The 19360-nt window shown below is 65.3% G+C and carries 21 protein-coding genes and 1 riboswitch; of the genes, 6 read left to right on the top strand and 15 right to left on the bottom strand.

Annotation, left to right across the window (positions count from 1 at the left end; genetic code table 11):
* The first annotated feature begins 16 nt into the window (after positions 1-16).
* Positions 17-823: a carbon-nitrogen hydrolase family protein gene (locus ACX80T_RS00205; protein ID WP_019483282.1), complete on the top strand. Its 807-nt coding sequence runs from the start codon at positions 17-19 to the stop codon at positions 821-823.
* Positions 824-936: 113 nt separating this feature from the next.
* Here ACX80T_RS00205 and ACX80T_RS00200 read toward each other — a convergent pair whose 3' ends face one another.
* From ACX80T_RS00200 to ACX80T_RS00170, 7 genes are all read right to left on the bottom strand, one after another.
* Positions 937-1440, bottom strand: coding sequence for a CoA-binding protein (locus ACX80T_RS00200; protein WP_019483281.1), 504 nt, complete (start codon positions 1438-1440; stop codon positions 937-939).
* Positions 1437-2768, bottom strand: coding sequence for an O-acetylhomoserine aminocarboxypropyltransferase/cysteine synthase family protein (locus ACX80T_RS00195; protein WP_459303479.1), 1332 nt, complete (start codon positions 2766-2768; stop codon positions 1437-1439). Before ACX80T_RS00195 ends, ACX80T_RS00200 begins: the two co-directional genes overlap by 4 nt.
* Entirely contained in the window at positions 2768-3913 is a 1146-nt protein-coding gene (sfnG, locus tag ACX80T_RS00190; RefSeq protein WP_459303478.1) for a dimethylsulfone monooxygenase SfnG, read from the bottom strand. The genes ACX80T_RS00195 and sfnG overlap by 1 nt, the downstream gene beginning before the upstream one ends.
* 6 nt (positions 3914-3919) lie before the next feature.
* Positions 3920-4024, bottom strand: a riboswitch (SAM riboswitch).
* A gap of 86 nt (positions 4025-4110) precedes the next feature.
* Positions 4111-6063, bottom strand: coding sequence for an acetate--CoA ligase (gene acs / locus ACX80T_RS00185; RefSeq protein ID WP_051317636.1), 1953 nt, complete (start codon positions 6061-6063; stop codon positions 4111-4113).
* Positions 6054-6968: an ABC transporter permease gene (locus ACX80T_RS00180; RefSeq protein ID WP_019483277.1), complete on the bottom strand. Its 915-nt coding sequence runs from the start codon at positions 6966-6968 to the stop codon at positions 6054-6056. The genes acs and ACX80T_RS00180 overlap by 10 nt, the downstream gene beginning before the upstream one ends.
* Positions 6965-8008 carry an aliphatic sulfonate ABC transporter substrate-binding protein gene (locus tag ACX80T_RS00175; protein WP_019483276.1) on the bottom strand — a complete coding sequence of 348 codons (1044 nt, stop codon included), beginning with the start codon at positions 8006-8008 and terminating at the stop codon, positions 6965-6967. Before ACX80T_RS00175 ends, ACX80T_RS00180 begins: the two co-directional genes overlap by 4 nt.
* Before the next feature lie 138 nt (positions 8009-8146).
* Positions 8147-8956, bottom strand: a complete 810-nt coding sequence (locus ACX80T_RS00170) for an ABC transporter ATP-binding protein (protein WP_024476236.1) — start codon at positions 8954-8956, stop codon at positions 8147-8149.
* Positions 8957-9181: 225 nt separating this feature from the next.
* Here ACX80T_RS00170 and ACX80T_RS00165 point away from each other — a divergent pair, with 225 nt between their 5' ends.
* Positions 9182-9598: a CoA-binding protein gene (locus ACX80T_RS00165; protein ID WP_019483274.1), complete on the top strand. Its 417-nt coding sequence runs from the start codon at positions 9182-9184 to the stop codon at positions 9596-9598.
* 13 nt (positions 9599-9611) lie between these two features.
* On the opposite strand, the gene ACX80T_RS00160 is transcribed toward ACX80T_RS00165, so the two are convergent.
* Entirely contained in the window at positions 9612-10439 is an 828-nt protein-coding gene (locus ACX80T_RS00160; protein ID WP_024476235.1) for a DUF1206 domain-containing protein, read from the bottom strand.
* Positions 10440-10499: 60 nt separating this feature from the next.
* Between ACX80T_RS00160 and ACX80T_RS00155 the strand changes: the two genes are divergently transcribed.
* The gene (locus ACX80T_RS00155) at positions 10500-10895 is read left to right on the top strand and encodes an MmcQ/YjbR family DNA-binding protein (RefSeq protein WP_024476234.1); all 396 of its coding nucleotides are present in this window, start codon (positions 10500-10502) and stop codon (positions 10893-10895) included.
* Positions 10882-11409 carry a DUF1990 family protein gene (locus ACX80T_RS00150; protein ID WP_024476233.1) on the top strand — a complete coding sequence of 176 codons (528 nt, stop codon included), beginning with the start codon at positions 10882-10884 and terminating at the stop codon, positions 11407-11409. The genes ACX80T_RS00155 and ACX80T_RS00150 overlap by 14 nt, the downstream gene beginning before the upstream one ends.
* A gap of 162 nt (positions 11410-11571) precedes the next feature.
* Here the strand turns inward: ACX80T_RS00150 and purL are convergent, their stop codons facing one another.
* The 5 genes from purL to ACX80T_RS00125 all read right to left on the bottom strand — a co-directional run bounded on the left by purL (position 11572) and on the right by ACX80T_RS00125 (position 16650).
* Positions 11572-13884, bottom strand: coding sequence for a phosphoribosylformylglycinamidine synthase subunit PurL (purL, locus tag ACX80T_RS00145; protein ID WP_019483270.1), 2313 nt, complete (start codon positions 13882-13884; stop codon positions 11572-11574).
* A complete protein-coding gene (gene purQ / locus ACX80T_RS00140; RefSeq protein ID WP_019483269.1) occupies positions 13885-14640 on the bottom strand; it encodes a phosphoribosylformylglycinamidine synthase subunit PurQ in 756 nt (251 codons plus the stop codon).
* Complete coding sequence (gene purS / locus ACX80T_RS00135) at positions 14637-14909, bottom strand: phosphoribosylformylglycinamidine synthase subunit PurS (protein ID WP_019483268.1); 273 nt, start codon at positions 14907-14909, stop codon at positions 14637-14639. The genes purQ and purS overlap by 4 nt, the downstream gene beginning before the upstream one ends.
* A gap of 169 nt (positions 14910-15078) precedes the next feature.
* Positions 15079-15621: an SSI family serine proteinase inhibitor gene (locus ACX80T_RS00130; RefSeq protein WP_024476232.1), complete on the bottom strand. Its 543-nt coding sequence runs from the start codon at positions 15619-15621 to the stop codon at positions 15079-15081.
* A 51-nt stretch (positions 15622-15672) separates the two neighbouring features.
* Positions 15673-16650, bottom strand: a complete 978-nt coding sequence (locus ACX80T_RS00125; protein WP_019483266.1) for a hypothetical protein — start codon at positions 16648-16650, stop codon at positions 15673-15675.
* Positions 16651-16760: 110 nt separating this feature from the next.
* Between ACX80T_RS00125 and ACX80T_RS00120 the strand changes: the two genes are divergently transcribed.
* Positions 16761-16967 (top strand): hypothetical protein, encoded by a 207-nt coding sequence (locus ACX80T_RS00120; protein WP_019483265.1) that lies wholly within the window; start codon positions 16761-16763, stop codon positions 16965-16967.
* A 2-nt stretch (positions 16968-16969) separates the two neighbouring features.
* On the opposite strand, the gene ACX80T_RS00115 is transcribed toward ACX80T_RS00120, so the two are convergent.
* Positions 16970-17605, bottom strand: coding sequence for a maleylpyruvate isomerase family mycothiol-dependent enzyme (locus tag ACX80T_RS00115; protein ID WP_019483264.1), 636 nt, complete (start codon positions 17603-17605; stop codon positions 16970-16972).
* A 154-nt stretch (positions 17606-17759) separates the two neighbouring features.
* On the opposite strand from ACX80T_RS00115, the gene ACX80T_RS00110 reads away from it, so the two are divergent.
* A complete protein-coding gene (locus ACX80T_RS00110) occupies positions 17760-18041 on the top strand; it encodes a hypothetical protein (protein WP_024476230.1) in 282 nt (93 codons plus the stop codon).
* On the opposite strand, the gene ACX80T_RS00105 is transcribed toward ACX80T_RS00110, so the two are convergent.
* Positions 18038-19330 (bottom strand): aspartate kinase, encoded by a 1293-nt coding sequence (locus ACX80T_RS00105; RefSeq protein WP_019483262.1) that lies wholly within the window; start codon positions 19328-19330, stop codon positions 18038-18040. The genes ACX80T_RS00110 and ACX80T_RS00105 overlap by 4 nt on opposite strands.
* Between the last annotated feature and the right edge of the window lie 30 nt (positions 19331-19360).

Genomic DNA, 19360 nt, shown 5'->3' with positions numbered 1-19360 from the left:
ACTGAAAGCGGCGACGATGAAGATCAGCGTTGGGCAGTTCCGACCGGGCGGTAGCGTCTCGGACAACCTCAAGACCATGCGTGGGCTTGCCGAACAAGCGCGTTCCGAAGGGTCCGAGCTGATCGTCTTCCCCGAGGAATCCATGTTCTCCATCGGGAAGGTGGAGGGTTCGCTGGCGGCTGCCGTCGACGAAAACTGGTCGACCTTCGTGCAGCAGCTGTCCTTCATCGCCGTCGAGCTCGGCATAGCCATTGTTGCTGGCGGGTATGAGGGGAGCGGCGAGGACCGCCCCTACAACACGCTGGTCCTGGTGGATGCCACGGGAAAGATTGTCGACACCTACCGCAAACTTCACCTCTACGACGCTTTCAGCTATCAGGAGTCCACCCGGATCAAACCCGGCGACGGCGGCATCAAGGTGGTCACGATCGGTGACCTGTCAGTGGGGCTCATGACCTGCTACGACATCCGCTTCCCGGAACAGGCACGTGCGCTCGCCGACCGCGGGGCGGATCTGATCCTGGTGCCGGCCGCCTGGTTCAAGGGCGATCACAAGGTGGATCATTGGGAAACCCTGCTGAAGGCCCGCGCCATCGAGAACACCGTCTGGATCGCGGCAGCCGGGACCTCGAGCGGGCATACCATCGGGCACTCGGCGATCCTCGACCCCATGGGAATCCCGCAGGTCTTCCTCACCGACGAGGAAGAGGGAGTGGTCACCACCAACGTGTCACGCCGACGGATCGCCGACGTCCGCGAGTTCCTGCCCGTGCTCAAGAACCGCCGATTCGCGCGCAACGAGGAAATCGTCGAGTCCCACTAGCCCAGCCACCCTGCCCCCCAACCAACGGGATCGAGTCAACAGGAATAGCCACTTTTTGGGGCGATTCCTGTTGACTCGATGGGGTGTGGGATGGGGCTAGATGATGGGTGGGGCTAGGCGGTAACCTGCCGCTTCGACGAAATCACTCCGGTGTTGAAGCCAGCCAGGTTGAGTCCACCGTGGAACCGCGCGTGCTCAATCTTGATGCAGCGGTCCATCACCACGTTCAGGCCCGCCTCCTCGGCGTCGTGCGCAACGTCCTCATGCCAGGACCCCAACTGCAGCCATAGTGTTTTCGCGCCAACAGCCTTCGTCTCCTCAAGGACACTGGGCAGATCATCGTGCTTCCGGAACACGTCGACGATGTCGGGGACCTCCGGTAGGTCGGCCAGGGACGCGTACACGGGCTGCCCCAGAATCTCCTTCGCCACCGGGTTCACGAAGTACAAGCGGTAGGGCGACGACGACTGCAGGTAGGTGGCCACGAAGTACGACGCGCGGGACGGCTTATCCGACGCCCCAATGATCGCCACCGACTTGGCGTGACGCAGGAGCGAGAGTCGTTCAGGGGCGGATGGGCCCTCCCAGGTCCGTGCCGTTTCCAGATCGGCGCTCATGCGGTGGCTCCCTCGTGCGGAGTAGGTGTTGAGCCCTGCGGGGTTGCAGTGGCAAGGTCCAGTGCCTGGCCGATGTCCCACAGGATATCGTCCAGGTCCTCGAGTCCGATCGAAATCCTGACCAGGTCCTCAGGGATGCCGGCCGTGACCAGCTGCTCGGCGGACAGCTGCTGGTGCGTGGTCGAGCCGGGGTGGATGACCAGGGTGCGGGCATCGCCCACGTTGGCCAGGTGTGAGGCCAGCTGCAGCGACTCAATAAACTTCTGCCCTGCTGCCCTGCCACCTTTCACCCCAAAGCTGAAGACCGACCCGGGCCCTTGGGGCAGGTACTTGGCGGCCCGCTCGAAATGCCGGTGCGAAGGGAGGCCCGCGAAGTTCACGTACTCCACCCGCGGGTCGTTCTCCAGCCACTCGGCGACCGCCTGGGCGTTGGACAGGTGTTCGTCCATCCGCTGGGCCAGGGTTTCCACGCCCTGCAGCAGCTGGAAGGCCGACATGGGGGAGAGAGACGGCCCGATGTCCCGCAGTTGCTCGGTGCGCAGCTTGGTCAGGAAGCCGTACTCGCCGAAGTTGGCCCACCACTGGATATTGCCGTAGGACGGGACCGGTTCGGTCATGGTGGGGAACCGGCCGTTACCCCAGTTGAAGGTTCCGGCCTCGACGACGACGCCGCCCAGGGTGGTCCCGTGCCCGCCGATGAACTTGGTGGCGGAGTGGATCACAATGTCGGCGCCGTGCTCGATGGGCCGGATCAGGTAGGGGGTGCTCAGGGTGGAGTCGATGATCAGTGGCACACCGGCGTCGTGGGCGATCTTCGCTAGCCCCTGGATGTCGGCGATTTCACCCGAGGGGTTCGCGATCACCTCCGCGTAGACGGCCTTCGTGTTGTCCTGGATGGCCGCAGCATAGTCAGCAGGATCCGTGCCGGGGACGAAGGTGGTGTCAATGCCGAACCGGCGCAGGGTTACATCGAGTTGGGTGACCGTGCCGCCGTAGAGCTGCGACGCGGCGACAATATGATCCCCGGCCTGGCAGAGGGCCGCGAACGTGATGAATTCGGCGCTCATGCCCGACGCCGTCGCGACCGCCCCGATGCCACCTTCCAGGGACGCGATCCGTTCCTCGAACGCGGCGACCGTAGGGTTGCCGATCCGCGAGTAAATGTTGCCGTACTTTTGGAGCGCGAAGAGGTTGGCGGCGTCGTTCGTGTCCTTGAACACGAACGAGGTCGTCTGGTAGATGGGTACCGCTCGGGCGCCGTGGGCCGAGTCGGGGGTGCCACCCGCGTGAAGAGCGCGTGTACGGAAACCGAAGCTGCGATCAGCCATCAGACACCTGCCTTAATCTGGTTGTCAACATTGAAATCTAGGCCCTCTTTACGGGCGAGGTCCGCTTCGAGTTCGCGGACGATGGGGAGGATGTCTTTGCCGAAGGCTTCGACCTCCTCCTGGAAGTGGAGGTAGCAGGTCAGCATCAGGTTCACGCCGATTTTCTTGTACTCGATGATCCGCTCGGCGATCTGCTCGGGAGTGCCGATCAGCTGGGTCTTGAAGCCGTCGTTGTACTGGATCAGGTCCTCGAAGGACGAGTCCGCCCACATGCCCTTGCCATCCTTGGTCGAGGCCCCGGCTTCCTGCACTGCGCCCCGGAACCCCTCCACCGCCGGTTTGTGGGCCTTGGCCACGATCTCGCGGAGCGTCTCGCGGGCTTCCTTCTCGGTATCGCGGGCAATCACAAAACCGTTGAGCCCGAACCGGGGGTCGCGGCCGACGTCGGCCGCTGAGGCCTGCACGCCGGCGATATTCTCCTTGAATCCCTCGAGGTCCTTGCCGTTGGAAAAGTACCAGTCGGCCACCCGGCCAGCAGTGGCCTGCGCCGCCGTCGAGTTCCCGCCGAAGAAGATTTCCGGGTGTGGACGCCCGGGCACGTCGACGGGCGGCGGGTTGAGGGTGAAATCGGTAATGTTGTAATACTTGCCGGCCTGGGAGAAGTTCTGCTCGGTCCAGAGGCCGCGGAGGATCCTGATGAACTCTTCGGTGCGGACGTAGCGCTCGTCGTGCTCCAGCCACGGCAGCCCGAACCCGGTGAACTCACTCTTCAGCCAGCCGGACACAATGTTCACCGCCGCCCGACCACCGGAGATGTGGTCAGCGGTGATGATGAACTTCGCCAGGACTCCGGGCTGCCACATGCCGGGGTGGACGGCGGCGATCACCTTCAGCTTTTCGGTCGCACCGAGCAGCGCCAGGGAGAACGACGTGGCCTCATGCTGCTTGTCGGCGCCGTACGACGCCGCATACCGGGTTTGCGAGAGGGCGTACTCGAAGCCGGCGTCCTCCGCGATGCGGGCCAGCTTCTTGTTGTACTCGAAGTCCCAGCTGGTGCGCTGCTCAATGGTGGAGACCACCAGGCCGCCGCTCACATTGGGCACCCAGTACGCGAACTTCAGGGGTTGGGAAAGGTCAATAGCCATAGTGGTCCTCCATCGTGCCTGGCATTAGCACCCTAATGTCACTGCCGTGGGCAGTGGCCAGGGTTGCTGCGGTGTCAATGAGCCAGATCTCTCAACCGCTCGGGATGGTCCCCACCAGTGTGACAGTCCTCTCACGGTCGACCAACATTGTTGCTCTCCGTTGCGGGTTGTCCCTCCGGTGGGGTTTGCAGGCGGGGTCACGGTGACGCCCTTGCGGCCAGTGCGGCAGCGATGCCGGGCACGCACGCCTCGTTCTGCAGGGAAGTGGTGTCACCCAGCGTTGTGTTCTCGAACAGTTGCGTCAGGAGTCGGCGCATGATCTTGCCGGACCGGGTCTTCGGGACGTCCGCGACGACGACGACGGCGGCCGGCTTGGCGATCGGCCCGATCACCGCCGCGACGTGGTCCCGCAAGACCCGGCTCACCTCCTCCGCCGCGTGCGCGCCGGCCCCGTGGGACGCAGCCAGCACCACGAAGGCGGCAATCGCATGGCCGGTCCGCGGATCGGAGACCGGACAGACGCCGGCCTCGACCACCCACGGGTGAGCAACCAGGGCCGATTCAATCTCGATGGTCGAGAGCCGGTGGCCTGACACGTTGAGCACATCGTCGACCCGGCCGAGGATCCAGGTGTCGCCGTCGTCGTCGTTCCTGGCCCCATCACCGGCCAGGAACCAGCCCTGGGCGGCGAACTTTCGCCAGTAGGAATCCAGGTAGCGCTGCGGGTCGCCCCAGACGGTGCGCGCCATCGCCGGTCCGGTGCGGTCCACGACGATCAGGCCCTGCTCACCGGTGGGTACCGGGTTTCCGGCGTCGTCGACAATCCGGGTGCTCACGCCGGGGAGGGCGCGGGAGGCAGAACCGGGCTTGAACGAGGGGTCAGTGGGGCGGGGAGAGAGGATGGTGGCGCCGGTTTCTGACTGCCACCAGGTGTCGACGACCGGTGCGGTGCCAGCCCCGAGGTGCTCCCTGAACCAGCGCCAGGCCTCGGGGTTGGTGGCCTCACCGACGGTGCCGAGGAGACGGATCGAGGACAGATCGTAGCTGGCAGGCACGCCGTCCGGGAACCAGCCCATTAGCGACCGGATCAGGGTGGGGGCCGTGTAATAGCTGGTCACCTTGTAACGCTGGATGATCTCGAAGTGCCGCCCCGGATGTGGGGTGTTGGGAGTGCCCTCGAAGATCACCTGGGTGGCGCCGTTGGAGAGCGGACCGTAGATCTCGTAGGTATGGGCGGTCACCCAGGCAAGGTCGGCGGTGCACCAGTGGACGTCCTGGTCCCGCTGCGACGGATCGGGGTTGCTGAACAGGTAGTCGAAACTCCACGACGCCTGGGTCAGGTACCCACCGGAGGTGTGCACCAGGCCTTTGGGCTTACCCGTGGTGCCGGAGGTGTACATGATGAACAGGGGAGTCTCGGCGTCGAACGCCTCGGCAGCGTGATGCGGGGCCGCGGCGCCGACTGCGTCATGCCACCAGACGTCCCGGCCCTCGGTCCACTCGATGTCGCTGCCGGTCCGGCGGATCACCAGAACATGTTCGATGCTGTTGGAACCGGACACGGCCTGATCGGCGTTGGTCTTGACCGGCACCGCTGCGCCGCGCCGGTACTGCCCGTCAGTTGTGACCAACAGTTTGGCGCCGGTGTCCTCAACCCGGAAGCGTAAGGCTTCAGCAGAGAATCCGCCGAACACCAGTGAGTGCACCGCCCCGATTCGCGCGCACGCCAGGGTGACCACAATCGTTTCCACGAGCACGGGTAGGTAGATCACCACGCGGTCGCCCTTGCCGATCCCGAGGTTCAGCAAGGCGTTGGCTGCGCGTGACACCTCCTCCTGCAGGTCCGAGTAGGTGACCGTTCGCTGGTCCCCGGGCTCACCCTCGAAATGCAGTGCGACCTTGCTGCCCAGCCCGGCATCCACGTGCCGATCCACGCAGTTGTGGGCCACGTTGAGGCGGCCCCCCGCGAACCACTCGATCACCGGGACGGTGAGCTGCCCGTCGGCGCCACCCGATACCGGCCGGGCTGGCTGAAAGCTGTGCGCCGTGGTCCATTCGGCAGCCCAGTCCAGCCGGCGCGCCTGCTGTTCCCAGAACGCCAGGCGGTCCGTCTCGGTCAGGGGGTCGGCCTCCTGAAGGCTCACGCCCATCGCCGGACCGCCCACTTCTCGGCGATCCCCAGGAGGGCATCGGTGGTTTTGCCGATGATCGCCAACAGGATGATCGCCAGGAAGATCCTGTCCACCCGTCCGTTGTTTTGTGAATCACTCAACAGATATCCGAGCCCCAGCGAGGAGGCAATCAGTTCAGCCGCGACCAGGAACAGCCACGCCTGGGCGAGGCCCAACCGGAGACCGGAGAACACTGATGGAATCACGGCCGGGAGTTGCACCGTGGTCAGCAGTTTGAAGCCCTTCAACCCGAACGCCCGGCCGGCCTCCACCAGGTTCCGGTCCACGTGCCGTAGCGCGAGGTACACGGTGGTGAAGACGGGGAAGAAGGCGCCAATGAGGATCAGCGTGATCTTTGAATCCTCGCCGATCTTCATCCACAGGATGAGCAGCGGCACCCAGGCCAGGGACGGGACAGCACGCAAGGCGCCGATGGTGGGAGCGAGCAGCGCGTCCGCGATCCGGGACAGCCCGACGAGTGAGCCGATCGCGAGGCCCAGGGCGGCGCCGAAGGTGAAGCCCAGCAGTACCCGTTGGGTGGAGATGCCGATGTGCGTCCACAGCTCGCCGCGCTGGATCAGTTCGACTGCCGCATTGAGCACCGCCGCGGGCGGCGGCACCTGGACGGCGCTGAACAGGCCGGTGACGGAGTTCAGCTGCCAGACGGTGATGATCAGCCCGGGCAGGATCAGCCCGAGGAGCAGACGCACCCAGCCACGCCGCAGCGGGCCGGTCTGGGACCATCCATGTGCCGGTCCGCCCCGTTCGGGCGGCGGCTGGGTGGCGTCTGCCGTTGCCACGGTGGAGCCGGAGGCTTCCAGGGAAGTCTGGCTCACGCCCGTGACGCTGTTCCCGGTCACGTACGGATTCCCGATGTGGGTCATGAGGAGGCCTCAATCGCCGTGGGATCCGCGTTGCGTACCAGGGAGTCTTCAAAGAGGGTGTCGAGCGCTTCGTCAACCTGTTCCTGGCTGGAGACGTCACCGGATTCGACGAACACCGGACCGATCTTCTCCAGCACAGCCCGCTGCGCGTCACCCGGGATGGGGTCAACGTCCAGGTTGGTGCGGTCGATGATGACCGCGTTGGCGATTTCGACGTCGATCCCTGCCACCTCGGCGAGGATCTTGGCCGTCTCTTCGGGGTTCTCGATGGCCCATTCGCGGGCCTTCTCGTAGGCGTTTACGACGGTCTGGGCCAGCTCGGGACTCTCCGCCAGGAAGTCTTCGGTGGCGTTGAGGAAGCCGTAGGTGTTGAAGTCGATGTCCCTGAAGAACAGGGTGGCCCCATCCTGTTCGGCCGAGGCCATGATCGGGTCGAGGCCCGACCAGGCGTCCACCGATCCGTTGGCGAGGGCGGCCCGGCCGTCGGCGTGCTGCAGGTTCTGCACCGTGACCTCGGAGGGATCGACGCCGCCGGCCTCGAGCGCCTGCAGGAGGAAGAAGTAGGGGTCGGTGCCCTTCGTGGCGGCGATCGATTTGCCCCGCAGGTCCTCGATCTCCTGGATGTCCGAGTCAGCGTTCGTGACCAGCGCCGACCATTCCGGCTGAGAGTAGATGTCGATCGTCTTGATCGGGGAGCCGTTGGATCGGGCGAGCAAGGCAGCGGAACCGGCGGTGGAACCCACGTCGATGGCTCCGGCGCGCAACGCCTCGTTCGCCTTGTTGGACCCGGCGGACTGGATCCAGTTGACGGTGACGTTTTCATCCGCCAACTCGTCCTCCAGCCACCCCTGTTCCTTGATCACCAGGGACAGCGGGTTGTAGGTGGCGAAGTCAATGTTCAGTTCGCCGCCCGCGGGGGCGGCAGCGCCGTCGGCGTCCTCACCGGCCATGCATCCCGTCAAGGCGAGGGAGGCGACGGCGGCCAGTGACGCGGCGCCCAGAAAGGTGCGGCGGGGGTGGGGTGCTGGTTGGCGGTTCATGAGTGTCCTTCGGTGAGACGGGTCGTCTGAGACGAGTTGGGTGAGACGAACAAAAGGGTGGGTACGGTGTGACACAGCGGGCAGGCCGTGCAGGGGTGGGTGAAAAGGAAAACCCCGGAGGGCAGGGGAAGGCGCGGCCTAGTGGCCGGTGACTCCCAGGGAGGCGAGCAAGGAGCTGCGCATTCGGCCGAGGTCGGCCGCGTTGCGGTCGCGGGGGCGGTCGCCGGGGACGGTGAGAACCTCGGTGATGGTGGCGCCCGGCAGGTTGCCGTCGGCGCCCAGGACGATGATGCGGTCTGCCAGTTGCAGCGCCTCGTCGACGTCGTGAGTGACCAGTAGCACGGTAGTGGGTTGGGCTCGGTGGATGTCGAGCAGGAGATCCTGCATCTTGATCCGGGTGAGAGCATCAAGGGCGCCGAACGGCTCGTCGAGGAGGAGGACGCCGGGGTTGCGGGCCAGGGCACGTGCCAATGAGGCTCGCTGTGCCATTCCGCCGGAGACTTCCCGCGGACGGTGCTTGGCGAACGAAGCAAGCTCGACCAGTTGCAGCAGCTCGGCTACTTTGGCTTTACCCACGCTGGCACTCGACGCCTTGGGCAGACCAATGGCGACGTTGGCCTGCAGGGTGTGCCAGGGCAGCAGTCGGGGTTCCTGAAAGGCGACGGCGCATCGTTCGTCGATGCCGTGTACCTCGGTGCCGTCAATCAGGACGGACCCGGCGTTGAGGGAGTCCAACCCGGCGGCAGCCCGCAACAGGGTGGATTTGCCGCAGCCGCTCGGGCCGAGGATGGCGAGGACCTCGCCGGCGTGCACTTCGAAGTTGATGTCCCGCAGGACGGTCCGCCGATCGGAGGCGGCACCGAAGCTTCGGCCGAGGCCGGCGAAGGTGACGTTGAGTGCCTGTTTGGAGGGCGCAGTGGTTGACTGTGGTGATGCCAGAACGGTCATAGGATTAACTCCATCGGTCCTGGCGGTAGCACCCTACTGTCACCGGTTGGCCGCTGCACTTACGTGCTGCAGATGGTCAGCCGGATGGCCAGGGTTGCTGCGGCTTCATCGATCCAGGTCTCTCGGCCGCTCGGGATGGTCAAGCACTACTAAACTCCTGTGCACGGGTTCTCCGCAAGTGTTGGCGTAACAATCCGACCGATTACAGCGAAAGGGCACACCACCATGGCACACAGCAACGATCCTGAAGTGATCCGCACGCTCCTCACAACTCCCGCCCGCTGGGCGGTGGTCGGACTCTCCAACAACCCCCGGCGCGCGGCGCTCGGAGTCTCACGGTTCCTGATCGACCACCTGGGGATGGAGGTGATCCCCGTCAGTCTCAAGGGCGACGACGTCCATGGGCGCACCGGCTATCGGCGACTGGCGGATATCCCCGGGACCATCGACGTCGTCGACTGCTTTGTGAACTCCTCAAAGGTGGGAGCGGTGGTGGATCAGGCCATCGAGGTGGGCGCGAAAGCGGTCTGGCTCCAGCTAGGGGTCATCGACGAGGCGGCCGCTGACCGCGCGCGGGCGGCGGGGCTCGACGTCGTCATGAACACCTGCCCGGCCATCGAAGCGCCACGCCTCGCCCGCTGACGACGGCGGCAGACTACATCTTCTGGTAGCGGGACCGGATCACCATGAACACACCGTAGGCGATCAGACCAACGGCGACGACCCCCAGAATCCAGGCGCCGTACGGCTGATCCTGCAGGGACTTCAAGGCCCCGTCCAGGCCGGTGGATTCTTCCGGGTTGTTCTTGACCGTTGCCACGATGAACAGCAGGCCCAACACCAGCAGCGCCACTCCCTTGGCGATGTAACCGACCATGCCGAGCCGGATGACCGCGGTCCTGGCGCCGTGGCCGGGCAACCCGGACAGGTTCTTGGTGAAGTGTCTGGTGGCCCCGCTGTAGACGAAGTACCCGCCAACCACCATCACACCCGCCCCGACCGCCATCAGCAGGACCGAACCCGCCGGGTTGGACATGAGGGAGGCGCTCAGATTCTGGGTGCTTTCGCTGCTGTCGCTGCTGCCGCCCGACGCATAGGTGGCGAACGTTCCGCCGATGACACCGTAGGTGATCGCCTTGGCGCCGTTCTTCGCGCGGAATTTGAGCTTGTCGGAGTCCTTCATGCCGCGGGCCCCGAAGAAGACTTCGCTGAGCATAAAGAGGGCAAGCGCAATCGATCCGATGGCGCAAGCCCAGAGGAGCATGGCGCCGCCGGGGCCGTCGCCGAGCGCGCTGATCGCACCGCTTTGGTCGGCACTGCCGGATCCTCCCAGGGCCACCCGGAGGGCAATGACGCCGATCAGAAGGTGCAACAGGCCGGCAGCGATGTAGCCGGCGCGTGCCGCGATCTCGAAGGCCTTGGAATCCGATACGTCCTCGGCCGTGTCCACTGCCTTATCAGCCTGGCGTTTTGCCTCGCCCATGGTGCGCTCCTGCGGTTGGTTTTCTCCTATCCTGCCATCCTTTGGCAGTAAGCTCGGCCCATGGATCCAGTTGTTCTGCGGGAGTTTTGCCTGGCACTGCCGGGTGCCTTCGAGGACTTTCCCTTCGGGCCCGCAGCGTCGGTGTTCAAAGTGAGGGCGGCGGGCGGTGCTGCAAAGATGTTTGCCTTGTCCGACCTCTCCGCTCCCAACTTGTCGGTCAGCCTGAAATGCGAGCCGCAGCTTGCCGAACAGCTGAGGGCCGCGCACCCGGAGATTGTTGGGGCCTACCACCTCAATAAGACCCACTGGAACGGGGTTTCATGCACCGGGAACCTTCCGGATGCGATGATCCGCGACATGATTGAGGATTCCTACGATCTGGTGGTGGCCTCCTTGCCGGCACGGGATCGCGAAACGCTCGGCTGGAGCAGATTGGCAGCAGATGGTAAAACCTGATTTCACGTATGAGCCGCTCGGGCTGAGCCAGCGGAACGAATCCCCGCCCGGGTACCGGGTGGTGGACCGGCGGGTCCGGGTCGGAACCGGGTATGCGGCCTACGCCCGGCTCGCTGATGGGATTCTGTCCTGGCAGCTGCATCGGGGCGCCGGGTTGAGGGTTCCGCCGGGCCAGGGACGGGCTGCGGTTGGCCGGGACGTGGTTCCCGCCTTCGGCGTCGGCCCGCTGCGGCTGCCAGCACCGTGCCGGGTGGTGTGGACCGAGGAACCGGTCGAGGACGACGGCGGGGCCCAGCGTGCCGGTTTTGGGTACGGTACGCTGCCGGGCCACCCGGAACGGGGTGAGGAAGCGTTTATGGCTATCCTCGATCCGGACGGTGCCGTCTACTTCGAGGTGTTCGCCTTCAGCCAGCACGCCAACTGGTTTTTCAAACTGGGCGCACCGGTCGCCCGGTTATCTCAGGAGTTCGTTACCCGCCGGTACCTTTCCACCGCGCAGCGGCTGGCCAGCTAGCTTCCGGGCCCCCGAATCGCTGGCGTCCAAATCCGCTAGCGCCCCGAATCCGCTAGCGCCCCCGATCCCTGCAAACGCCCCAGATATCGGCGGACGCCCCTGAAATATCGGGGGCGTTCGCCGTTTTGTGGGGCGACTGCCGGGATCGGGCGCGGTGGACGGTCAGGCGAAGTGGTTCGGCAGGGTGGCCTCGTGGGCGGTCCGCAGTTCGTCGAGTGGCAGGGTGAAGTGGCCCTGCACGTCGAGGGCTCCGTTCTCCGCGTCGACCACACCAATCCGCAGGTGCGGGTAGTTGCGTGCCGTGCACATGTCGTTGAACCGCACCTCTTCGGAGCGGGCCACGCTGACGACGGCGCGGCCCTGGGACTCGGAGAACAGCGCAGTGAACGGGTCAATGCCGTCGCGCTCGCAGAGCTCGTCGATTCCGATCCGTGCGCCCACCCCGAAGCGCAATGCCGCCTCTGACAGCGCTGCGGCGAGACCGCCCTCGGAGAGATCATGGGCGGCGTCGATCATGCCGTCACGGGAAGCGTTGATCAGGATGGCGGCGAGGGTCTTCTCGGCCGTCAGGTCGGCGACCGGAGGTTGCCCGCCCAGATGGCCGCGAAGATTCGCCCACTCCGAGCCGTCCAGCTCGTCCCGGGTGGTGCCGAGCAGGTAGATGGCCTGCCCGTCGTCGCGCCAGCCCGAGGGGGTGCGGCGGGCGACGTCGTCAAACACGCCGAGAACGCCGACCACCGGGGTCGGGTGAATCGGGACGCCGCCGGTCTGGTTGTAGAGGGACACGTTGCCGCCGGTGACCGGGACGCCGAGCTCCTGGCAGGCATCGGCGAGGCCGCGCACGGTTTCGGCGAACTGCCACATCACCTCGGGGTCCTCAGGGGAGCCGAAGTTCAGGCAATCGGTGACCGCCAGCGGCTTGGCGCCGGTGGTGGCGACGTTCCGGTAAGCCTCGGCGAGGGCCAGGCGGGCACCCTCGTAGGGGTTGAGGTAGGAGTAGCGGCCGTTTGCGTCGGTGGAGATGGCGACGCCGAGGCCGCTCTCTTCGTCCACCCGGACCACGCCCGCGTCGTCGGGCATGGCGAGGGCTGTGTTGCCCTGCACAAACCTGTCGTACTGGTTGGTGATCCAGTCCTTGGAACACATGTTCGGCGAAGCCATCAACTCCAGCACTGCGGCGCGCAGGGTGCCGCCGTCAGCTGGCCGGTCGCCGTCGAACGTGTTCTGCTGTAGCGCGTCGAGCCAGGTGGGGCGGTGGAAGGGCCGGTGGTAGACGGGGCCGTCGTGGGCGACGGTCCGCGGGTCGACGTCGACAATCTTTTCGCCGTCCCATTCAATGATGAGCCGGCCGGTGTCGGTGACCTCACCGAGCCACGAGTACTCAACGTTCCACTTGTCCATGATGGCCTCGAACGCCGCGGCGTTGGCCGGGGTGACCACGGCCATCATGCGTTCCTGCGACTCGGACATCAGGATCTCGCCCGGTGTCAGGGAAGGATCGCGCAACAGCACATCGGTCAGCTCGACGTGCATGCCGCCGTCGCCGTTGGAGGCCAGTTCGGAGGTGGCGCAGGAGATCCCGGCGGCGCCAAGGTCCTGGATGCCTTCCACCACCGAAGCCTTGAACAGCTCAAGGCAGCACTCGATGAGGACCTTCTCGGCGAACGGGTCTCCCACCTGCACGGCGGGGCGCTTGGAGGGCTTGTCAGCGTCGAAGGACTCGGAGGCCAGCACCGAGGCGCCGCCGATGCCGTCGCCGCCGGTGCGGGCACCAAACAGGACCACCTTGTTGCCCACGCCCGAAGCGTTGGCCAGACGGATGTCCTCGTGCCGCAGGACGCCGACGGCGAGTGCGTTGACCAGCGGATTGCCCTGGTAGACCGAGTCGAATACCACTTCGCCGCCGATGTTGGGCAGGCCGAGGGAGTTGCCGTACCCGCCGATGCCGGACACAATGCCGTGCACCAGGCGGGGGGTGTCCGGGTGGTCGATCGCACCGAACCGCAGCGGGTCCATGATCGCGACCGGGCGTGCGCCCATCGAAATGATGTCGCGCACAATACCGCCGACGCCGGTCGCTGCGCCCTGGTAGGGCTCGACGAAGGAGGGGTGGTTGTGGGACTCGACCTTGAAGGTGACAGCCCAGCCATCGCCGATGTCGACGACGCCGGCGTTCTCGCCGATGCCCACCAGGAGGTGTTCCTTCATGGCGTCGGTGACCTTGTCCCCAAACTGCGCCAGGTGCACCTTCGAGGACTTGTAGGAGCAGTGTTCACTCCACATCACCGAGTACATGGCCAGCTCGGCGGCGGTGGGGCGGCGGCCGAGGATTTCGACTACCCGGTCGAATTCGTTTTCTTTCAGGCCGAGCGCGGCCCAGGGGAGTTCGACGTCGGGAGTCTCTAGGGCGTGGGCCACGGTGTCGATGTTGAACTTGCGGGCCTCGGCGGGCGCGGCGGAGCTATTGAGGGTCACTTACTTAACCAGTTTCTTCAGTACAGAGGTGAATATTCCCAGTCCGTCGGTGCCACCGCGGACACCGACCTGTCCGACGGCCGACGAATCGGGGCCAAACCCGGCTTCGACTGCGTGTTCAGGGTGTGGCATCAGGCCCACAACATTCCCGGCAGCGTTGGAGATGCCGGCAATGTCCCGGCGGGACCCGTTGGGGTTGCCGCCGACGTAGCGGAAGACGACCCGACCCTCACCCTCCAGCTCGTCGAGGGTGCGTTCGTCAGCAACGAACTGTCCGTCCTGATTCTTCAACGGAACCACGATCTCGTCGCCCGCAGCGTAGGAAGCGGTCCACGCGGTGTCAGCATTCTCCACCCGCAACCGTTGGTCCTGGCACAGGAAATGGAGGTGGTTGTTCTTGATCATCGACCCGGGCAACAGGTGGGCCTCGGTCAGGACCTGGAAGCCGTTGCAGATTCCCAGCACCGGCAGCGCGTTCTCGCCACCCGATGCTGCGGCGGTGATCTGTTCCATCAGCGGAGCGAACCGGGAGATGGCACCGGCGCGCAGGTAGTCGCCGTAAGAGAAACCGCCCGGAACGACGACCGCGTCAACGCTTTGCAGGTCGTGGTCACCGTGCCACAGCGGGACTGCGGTGCCGCCGGCGAGGCGAACCGCCCGCGCAGCGTCGCGGTCGTCAAGGGAGCCGGGGAAGGTGACTATGCCGACCCGGACTGAGTCGAGCGTCGAGTTGAGGGTGTCGGCTTCCAGGGTCACTGCTCGCCCTCGGCGGATCCCTCGGGGAGCACCTCAACGCGGGTGACATCCTCGATGACCGGGTTGGACAGCAAGGTGGCGGCCGCGGTCCGCGCCTGTTCCAGCAACTCTTCGGTCACCTCGCCGTCGACAGTGAGTTCAAAGCGCTTTCCCTGGCGGACCCCTGAGAACCCGGTAAAGCCCAGCCGGGGCAGTGCGCCGGCAATGGCTTTGCCCTGTGGGTCAAGGATCTCGGGTTTGGGCATGACGTCGACAACTATCCGGGGCATCCGGTAACTCCTGGGCTCAAGGTGCGTTAAATGCAGTGGCTTCGGAGGTGCCGTCTCACGCTGAGGAATGTGGTGAATCCAGCGCTCCGCGAGCTTGCCCTACCAGTCTAACGGGGATCGCCTACCAGCTGTGATTTTATCTGCGCAGCTTACGAAACGCCGGCGGTGGTCACAGGGCGCCGGTGCCGCCAGGGGTCCCGAGCAGCGGTTCGAACAGGCTCCACCTGTCGATCTCACAACCGTTCTCACGGGAGAAGGACGCGTCGATCTGTTCGCCGTCGAGGGTGCCGGTCACGACGGCGATTTCCGGTCCTCCGTACTGCATCGTGCACATGGCGTCGGGGTCCGGCTCCGTCTTGATCAGGTCGCCGTGCGCCGCCAGCACCGCGCAGGCCGCCGCTGGATCCGGTAACGCCGACTCGCCGACCGGGGCTCCGGCGGCACAGGCCAACTCGTAGGTGACCGGTTCGACGTCGTCGCCGGCTGACACGATCACTGTGAGCTGGGAATCGGCGGTGGCCTCGTCTCCGGGGGATGCTGACGCTTCGGGCGTGCCCGTCGTAGCGTCTGGGGTCGGTGCGGTGCTGGTGGACCCAGTCGCCGGGCCGCTGCTTTCGGCACCGCATCCCGCAAGAGCCAGGAGCAGTACGCCTGCACCGAGGAGAAGATTCACCCGCGACAGCTGGTGTCGGGGTTGGTGTTCGCGGATCATGGGGGCTCCTTCACTTGCCGTGATAGGACGTTTCTGCTGGGCGCCGGGGGTTCACTGATCCAACGCCTGCTCGGTGCCCGCGGGTTCCAGTTTCCCCAAAGCGGTACCCAATCGTTGCCGAAGCTGCTGCGACTCCTCGGAGAACCCACGCTGCAGGCGGGCATATTCGGCGCGGCCCTCAGGCGTTTCAATGCGGATCGGCGGGTAGCCCCACGCGCTGAGGTCATAGGGCGAAGCCTGCATATCCATTGCGCGGATCCGCCAGGCAAGCTCAAAACAGTCCATCACCAGATCGCTCGGCAGTAAGGGGCTGAGCTTGTAGGCCCACTTGTAGAGGTCCATGTTGGCGTGCAGGCAACCCGGCTGTTCAAGGTCGCGTTGTGTTTCCCTGGTGGGCTGCAGCGTGTTCAGCGGCGCAGCCTGCGGCGTATAGAAGCGGAACGCGTCAAAGTGGGTGCAGCTGATCCGGCTGTCCTCCACCAACTGATCGGTTCCTTCAGCCCCGAGCCGGAGTTCAAGATACTCATGCCGCACGCCGTTGACCTGGGACCGGTACGCCATGGCCCACTCATGCAACCCGAAACAGCCGAGTTGCGCCCGCCGGGCTTGCGTGCGGCGAACAATGATGGCTGCGAAATCCAGTGCTTCCGCCCGGTCCTGTCGAAAGCCGTCGACGTCCGCGGTGACGGCGACGTCCTCGCCGGCCAGCGCCAGCACCGAGCGCTCTGCTCCGGTGAGCAGCCGATAGTGTTTCCAGCCGGCCCGCTCGGCGGCCTCGGGACCTACGAGCACGACGCCGGCGCCCGGGTGCCACCGCGCCAGTGGGCCTGGTTTCTGGGTGTAGTAGGTGAACAGGAAATCCTCGACCGGATGCTTCTTCCCAGCCGCGCGACGGTTCAGGTAGGGCTGCGCGAACGGCTCCACCCTCGCCCGATGAGTTTGGGCAGCGGCAATCCACTCGTCCCGCTGGAGCACTGTGAGGGTGCCCGGGCGGGTCGGCGTCGGCGCATTGATTGTTGAGCTGCTCACCCAACAAGTGTCTCACCGGGCCCGTACTCCGGTCGAAGCGTGGGGCCTCTCAGCGCAGGAGGATAATGAGAGAAGACACTCGGTCAAGCAGGACCCGCGGAAGGAACAGCATGGCTAGCAAGCCCAGTTTTGTGCACCGGTTCATGAAGGCGACCGGACGTGCGCGAGCGGTGTTCGGGCCGGCGCAAAGCAGTTCCCTGGACCACCCGATGACCAGTGAGAGTCAGGCGTCCCTGAAGGAGCGCGAAGCAGACGCGTCACAGTGGGAGACCGTGAAGCGGCCCGACGGCAGCACCTACATCGTGCCGAAAAGTTAGGGCTACGCGGCGCCGGTCAGGCGGTGCGCGCCGCGGCCGGCCAGGGTCTCCGGGCCGACCGGCCTTCCGGAGACCGCCACCAACAGATCGAGGGGATCCCCTTCGACGTCGTCGCCCAACCCCCACGATGTTCCGGTCCCGCGATCAATCAGCCGCAGCCCAGCGGCCCGCTCACGACCGCCCCCGTAGGAGACACGGGTTTGTAGCTGGTAGGCGAGGGCCTGAATCACCGCTCGGTGTGGGTAGCTCCCAGTAAGACCCAGGGGGCGGCGAATATCTTCGCCGTGCACGATTGCCTCGACCAATCGGGTTGCGGGGTTGGCCGGAGGCGTCCGAGTCAGATGCGCCGTGTCCATGAACGCGGCGAGCGTATCCCGCGGGTCATCCCGCCGGGTGCGAGCCACACCAACCTCGTTCGCGCGGTCAAAATTCATTCGCGCCGCTAACAGGTCGCGGATAAAGGAGACCCTGCTGGTCCGGGCGGTGTCCACCAGGTGGGCGAGGACATCGTGGATTGTCCAGCCCGGGCAGAGCGATGGAACTGTCCACTGTGATTCGCTCAGATCGGACAAATCTGCGGCCAGATGCCGTCGTTCGGCGTGCACCGTTTGCCAGATTGCTGCTGCCGAGTTCCGCATCGCGGGTTCCTTAGGGTCGGTCCGGTGGGCTGTGTCTCGATTGTGCTGGACACGGCTCAGGAACGGAAGGAAGGCCCCGGGAATGTGGCGCCTTTTCGGTGCTTTGGCGGTAAAATTGGCCAACGGCGTATCGCGAGGAAAGAAGGCGGTTCGAATGAGCGAGTCCAGCAGGAATTCCCCTCGAAAATGGCTGAAGAACCCGGCCAAAGTGTTCCTGGGTCCGGCCGAGCGGGGCGATCCCACCCTCCCGGTGGTTCACCGGCATGACGAGTTCGAGCAGGCCTCCGAGGCGGACCTCGCCGGGTTCGAGGTGGAGGAAGATTCGGAGGGCCACCACTACGCCGTGCGTAAGGAGCACCCGCCGGCCCCGCCACCCGAACCTCCGATGAAGTATGCCGACTGGTCAGGCAAGAAACCCCTTCACACCGAGGGTTAGCGGCCGGTACCTGCGTGAACCGTAGCGACCGTTTCGCCGTCCAGATCAAACGCCGCGTGCACAGCGCGGACGGCGCGGTCCAGCAGGTCCGCGTCCGTCACCACCGAAATGCGGATCTCGGAGGTGGAAATCATGTCGATGTTCACTCCGGCGTCGGAAAGCGCCTTGAAGAACCGGTAGGACACGCCCGGGTTTGACCTCATGCCTGCGCCGATCAGCGATAGCTTGCCGATCTTTTCGTTGTAGTCGACGCTTTCATAGCCCACATGCTCCTGGGCGCTTTTCAGCGCGGCGAGCGCCTCAGAGCCCTCGACAATCGGCAGGGTGAAGGAAATGTCTGTGCGGCCCGAACCGTGGGTGGAGACGTTCTGCACAATCATGTCGATGTTGGAGTGCGCCCCCGCGACGATGCCAAAGATTTCGGCGGCCTTGCCGGGAATGTCCGGTACGCCCACCACCGTGACCTTCGCCTCCGAACGGTCGTGGGCGACGCCCGAGATAATGGGTTGTTCCATGGGATCTCCCTCTTGAATTTTGATTTGGTCATCGGGGCTGGGTAGCACCCAGGTCCCTTCCTGCTCGCTGAACGAGGAGCGGACGTGCAGCCGGACCCCGAACCGTCGCGCGTACTCGACGCTCCGCAGATGCAGGATTTTCGCGCCCGAGGCCGCCATCTCCAACATTTCCTCACTCGAAATCTCGTCGATCTTCCGGGCGCTGGGCACCACCCGGGGATCAGCCGTATAGATGCCGTCCACGTCGGTGTAAATTTCGCACACGTCAGCATTCAGCGCAGCGGCGAGCGCCACCGCCGTCGTATCCGACCCGCCACGACCGAGGGTGGTGATGTCATTGCTTTCCCGGCTCATACCCTGAAACCCGGCGACAATCGCGACGTCGCCGCGGTCAATCACGGTCTTGATTCGATGCGGGGACACCGAGATGATGCGGGCACGGCCGTGGATGGCGTCAGTGATCATGCCGGCCTGGCTGCCGGTGAATGACTGAGCCGAGGAGCCGAGACCCTGGATGCCCATCGCCAGGAGCGCCATGGAGATGCGTTCACCGGCGCTCAGGAGCATATCCATCTCGCGGGGGGCGGCGACGACGTCGTTCGAGACCTGAGCGGCCAGGTCGAGAAGCTCATCGGTGCTGTCGCCCATCGCCGATACCACCACCACCACCTGGTGGCCGGCGCGCTGCGTCTGAACGATCCGCTGCGCGACACGTTTGATCCCGGCGGCGTCCCCCACTGAGGAACCACCGAATTTTTGGACGATCAGGCTCATGCGCACGCTCGCTGACGAATGTTGGTAGGT

Source organism: Arthrobacter sp. Sr33, assembly GCF_054511195.1.
The sequence above is the reverse complement of the archived record's forward strand: the minus strand, read 5'-3'. Positions and strand labels throughout refer to the sequence as shown.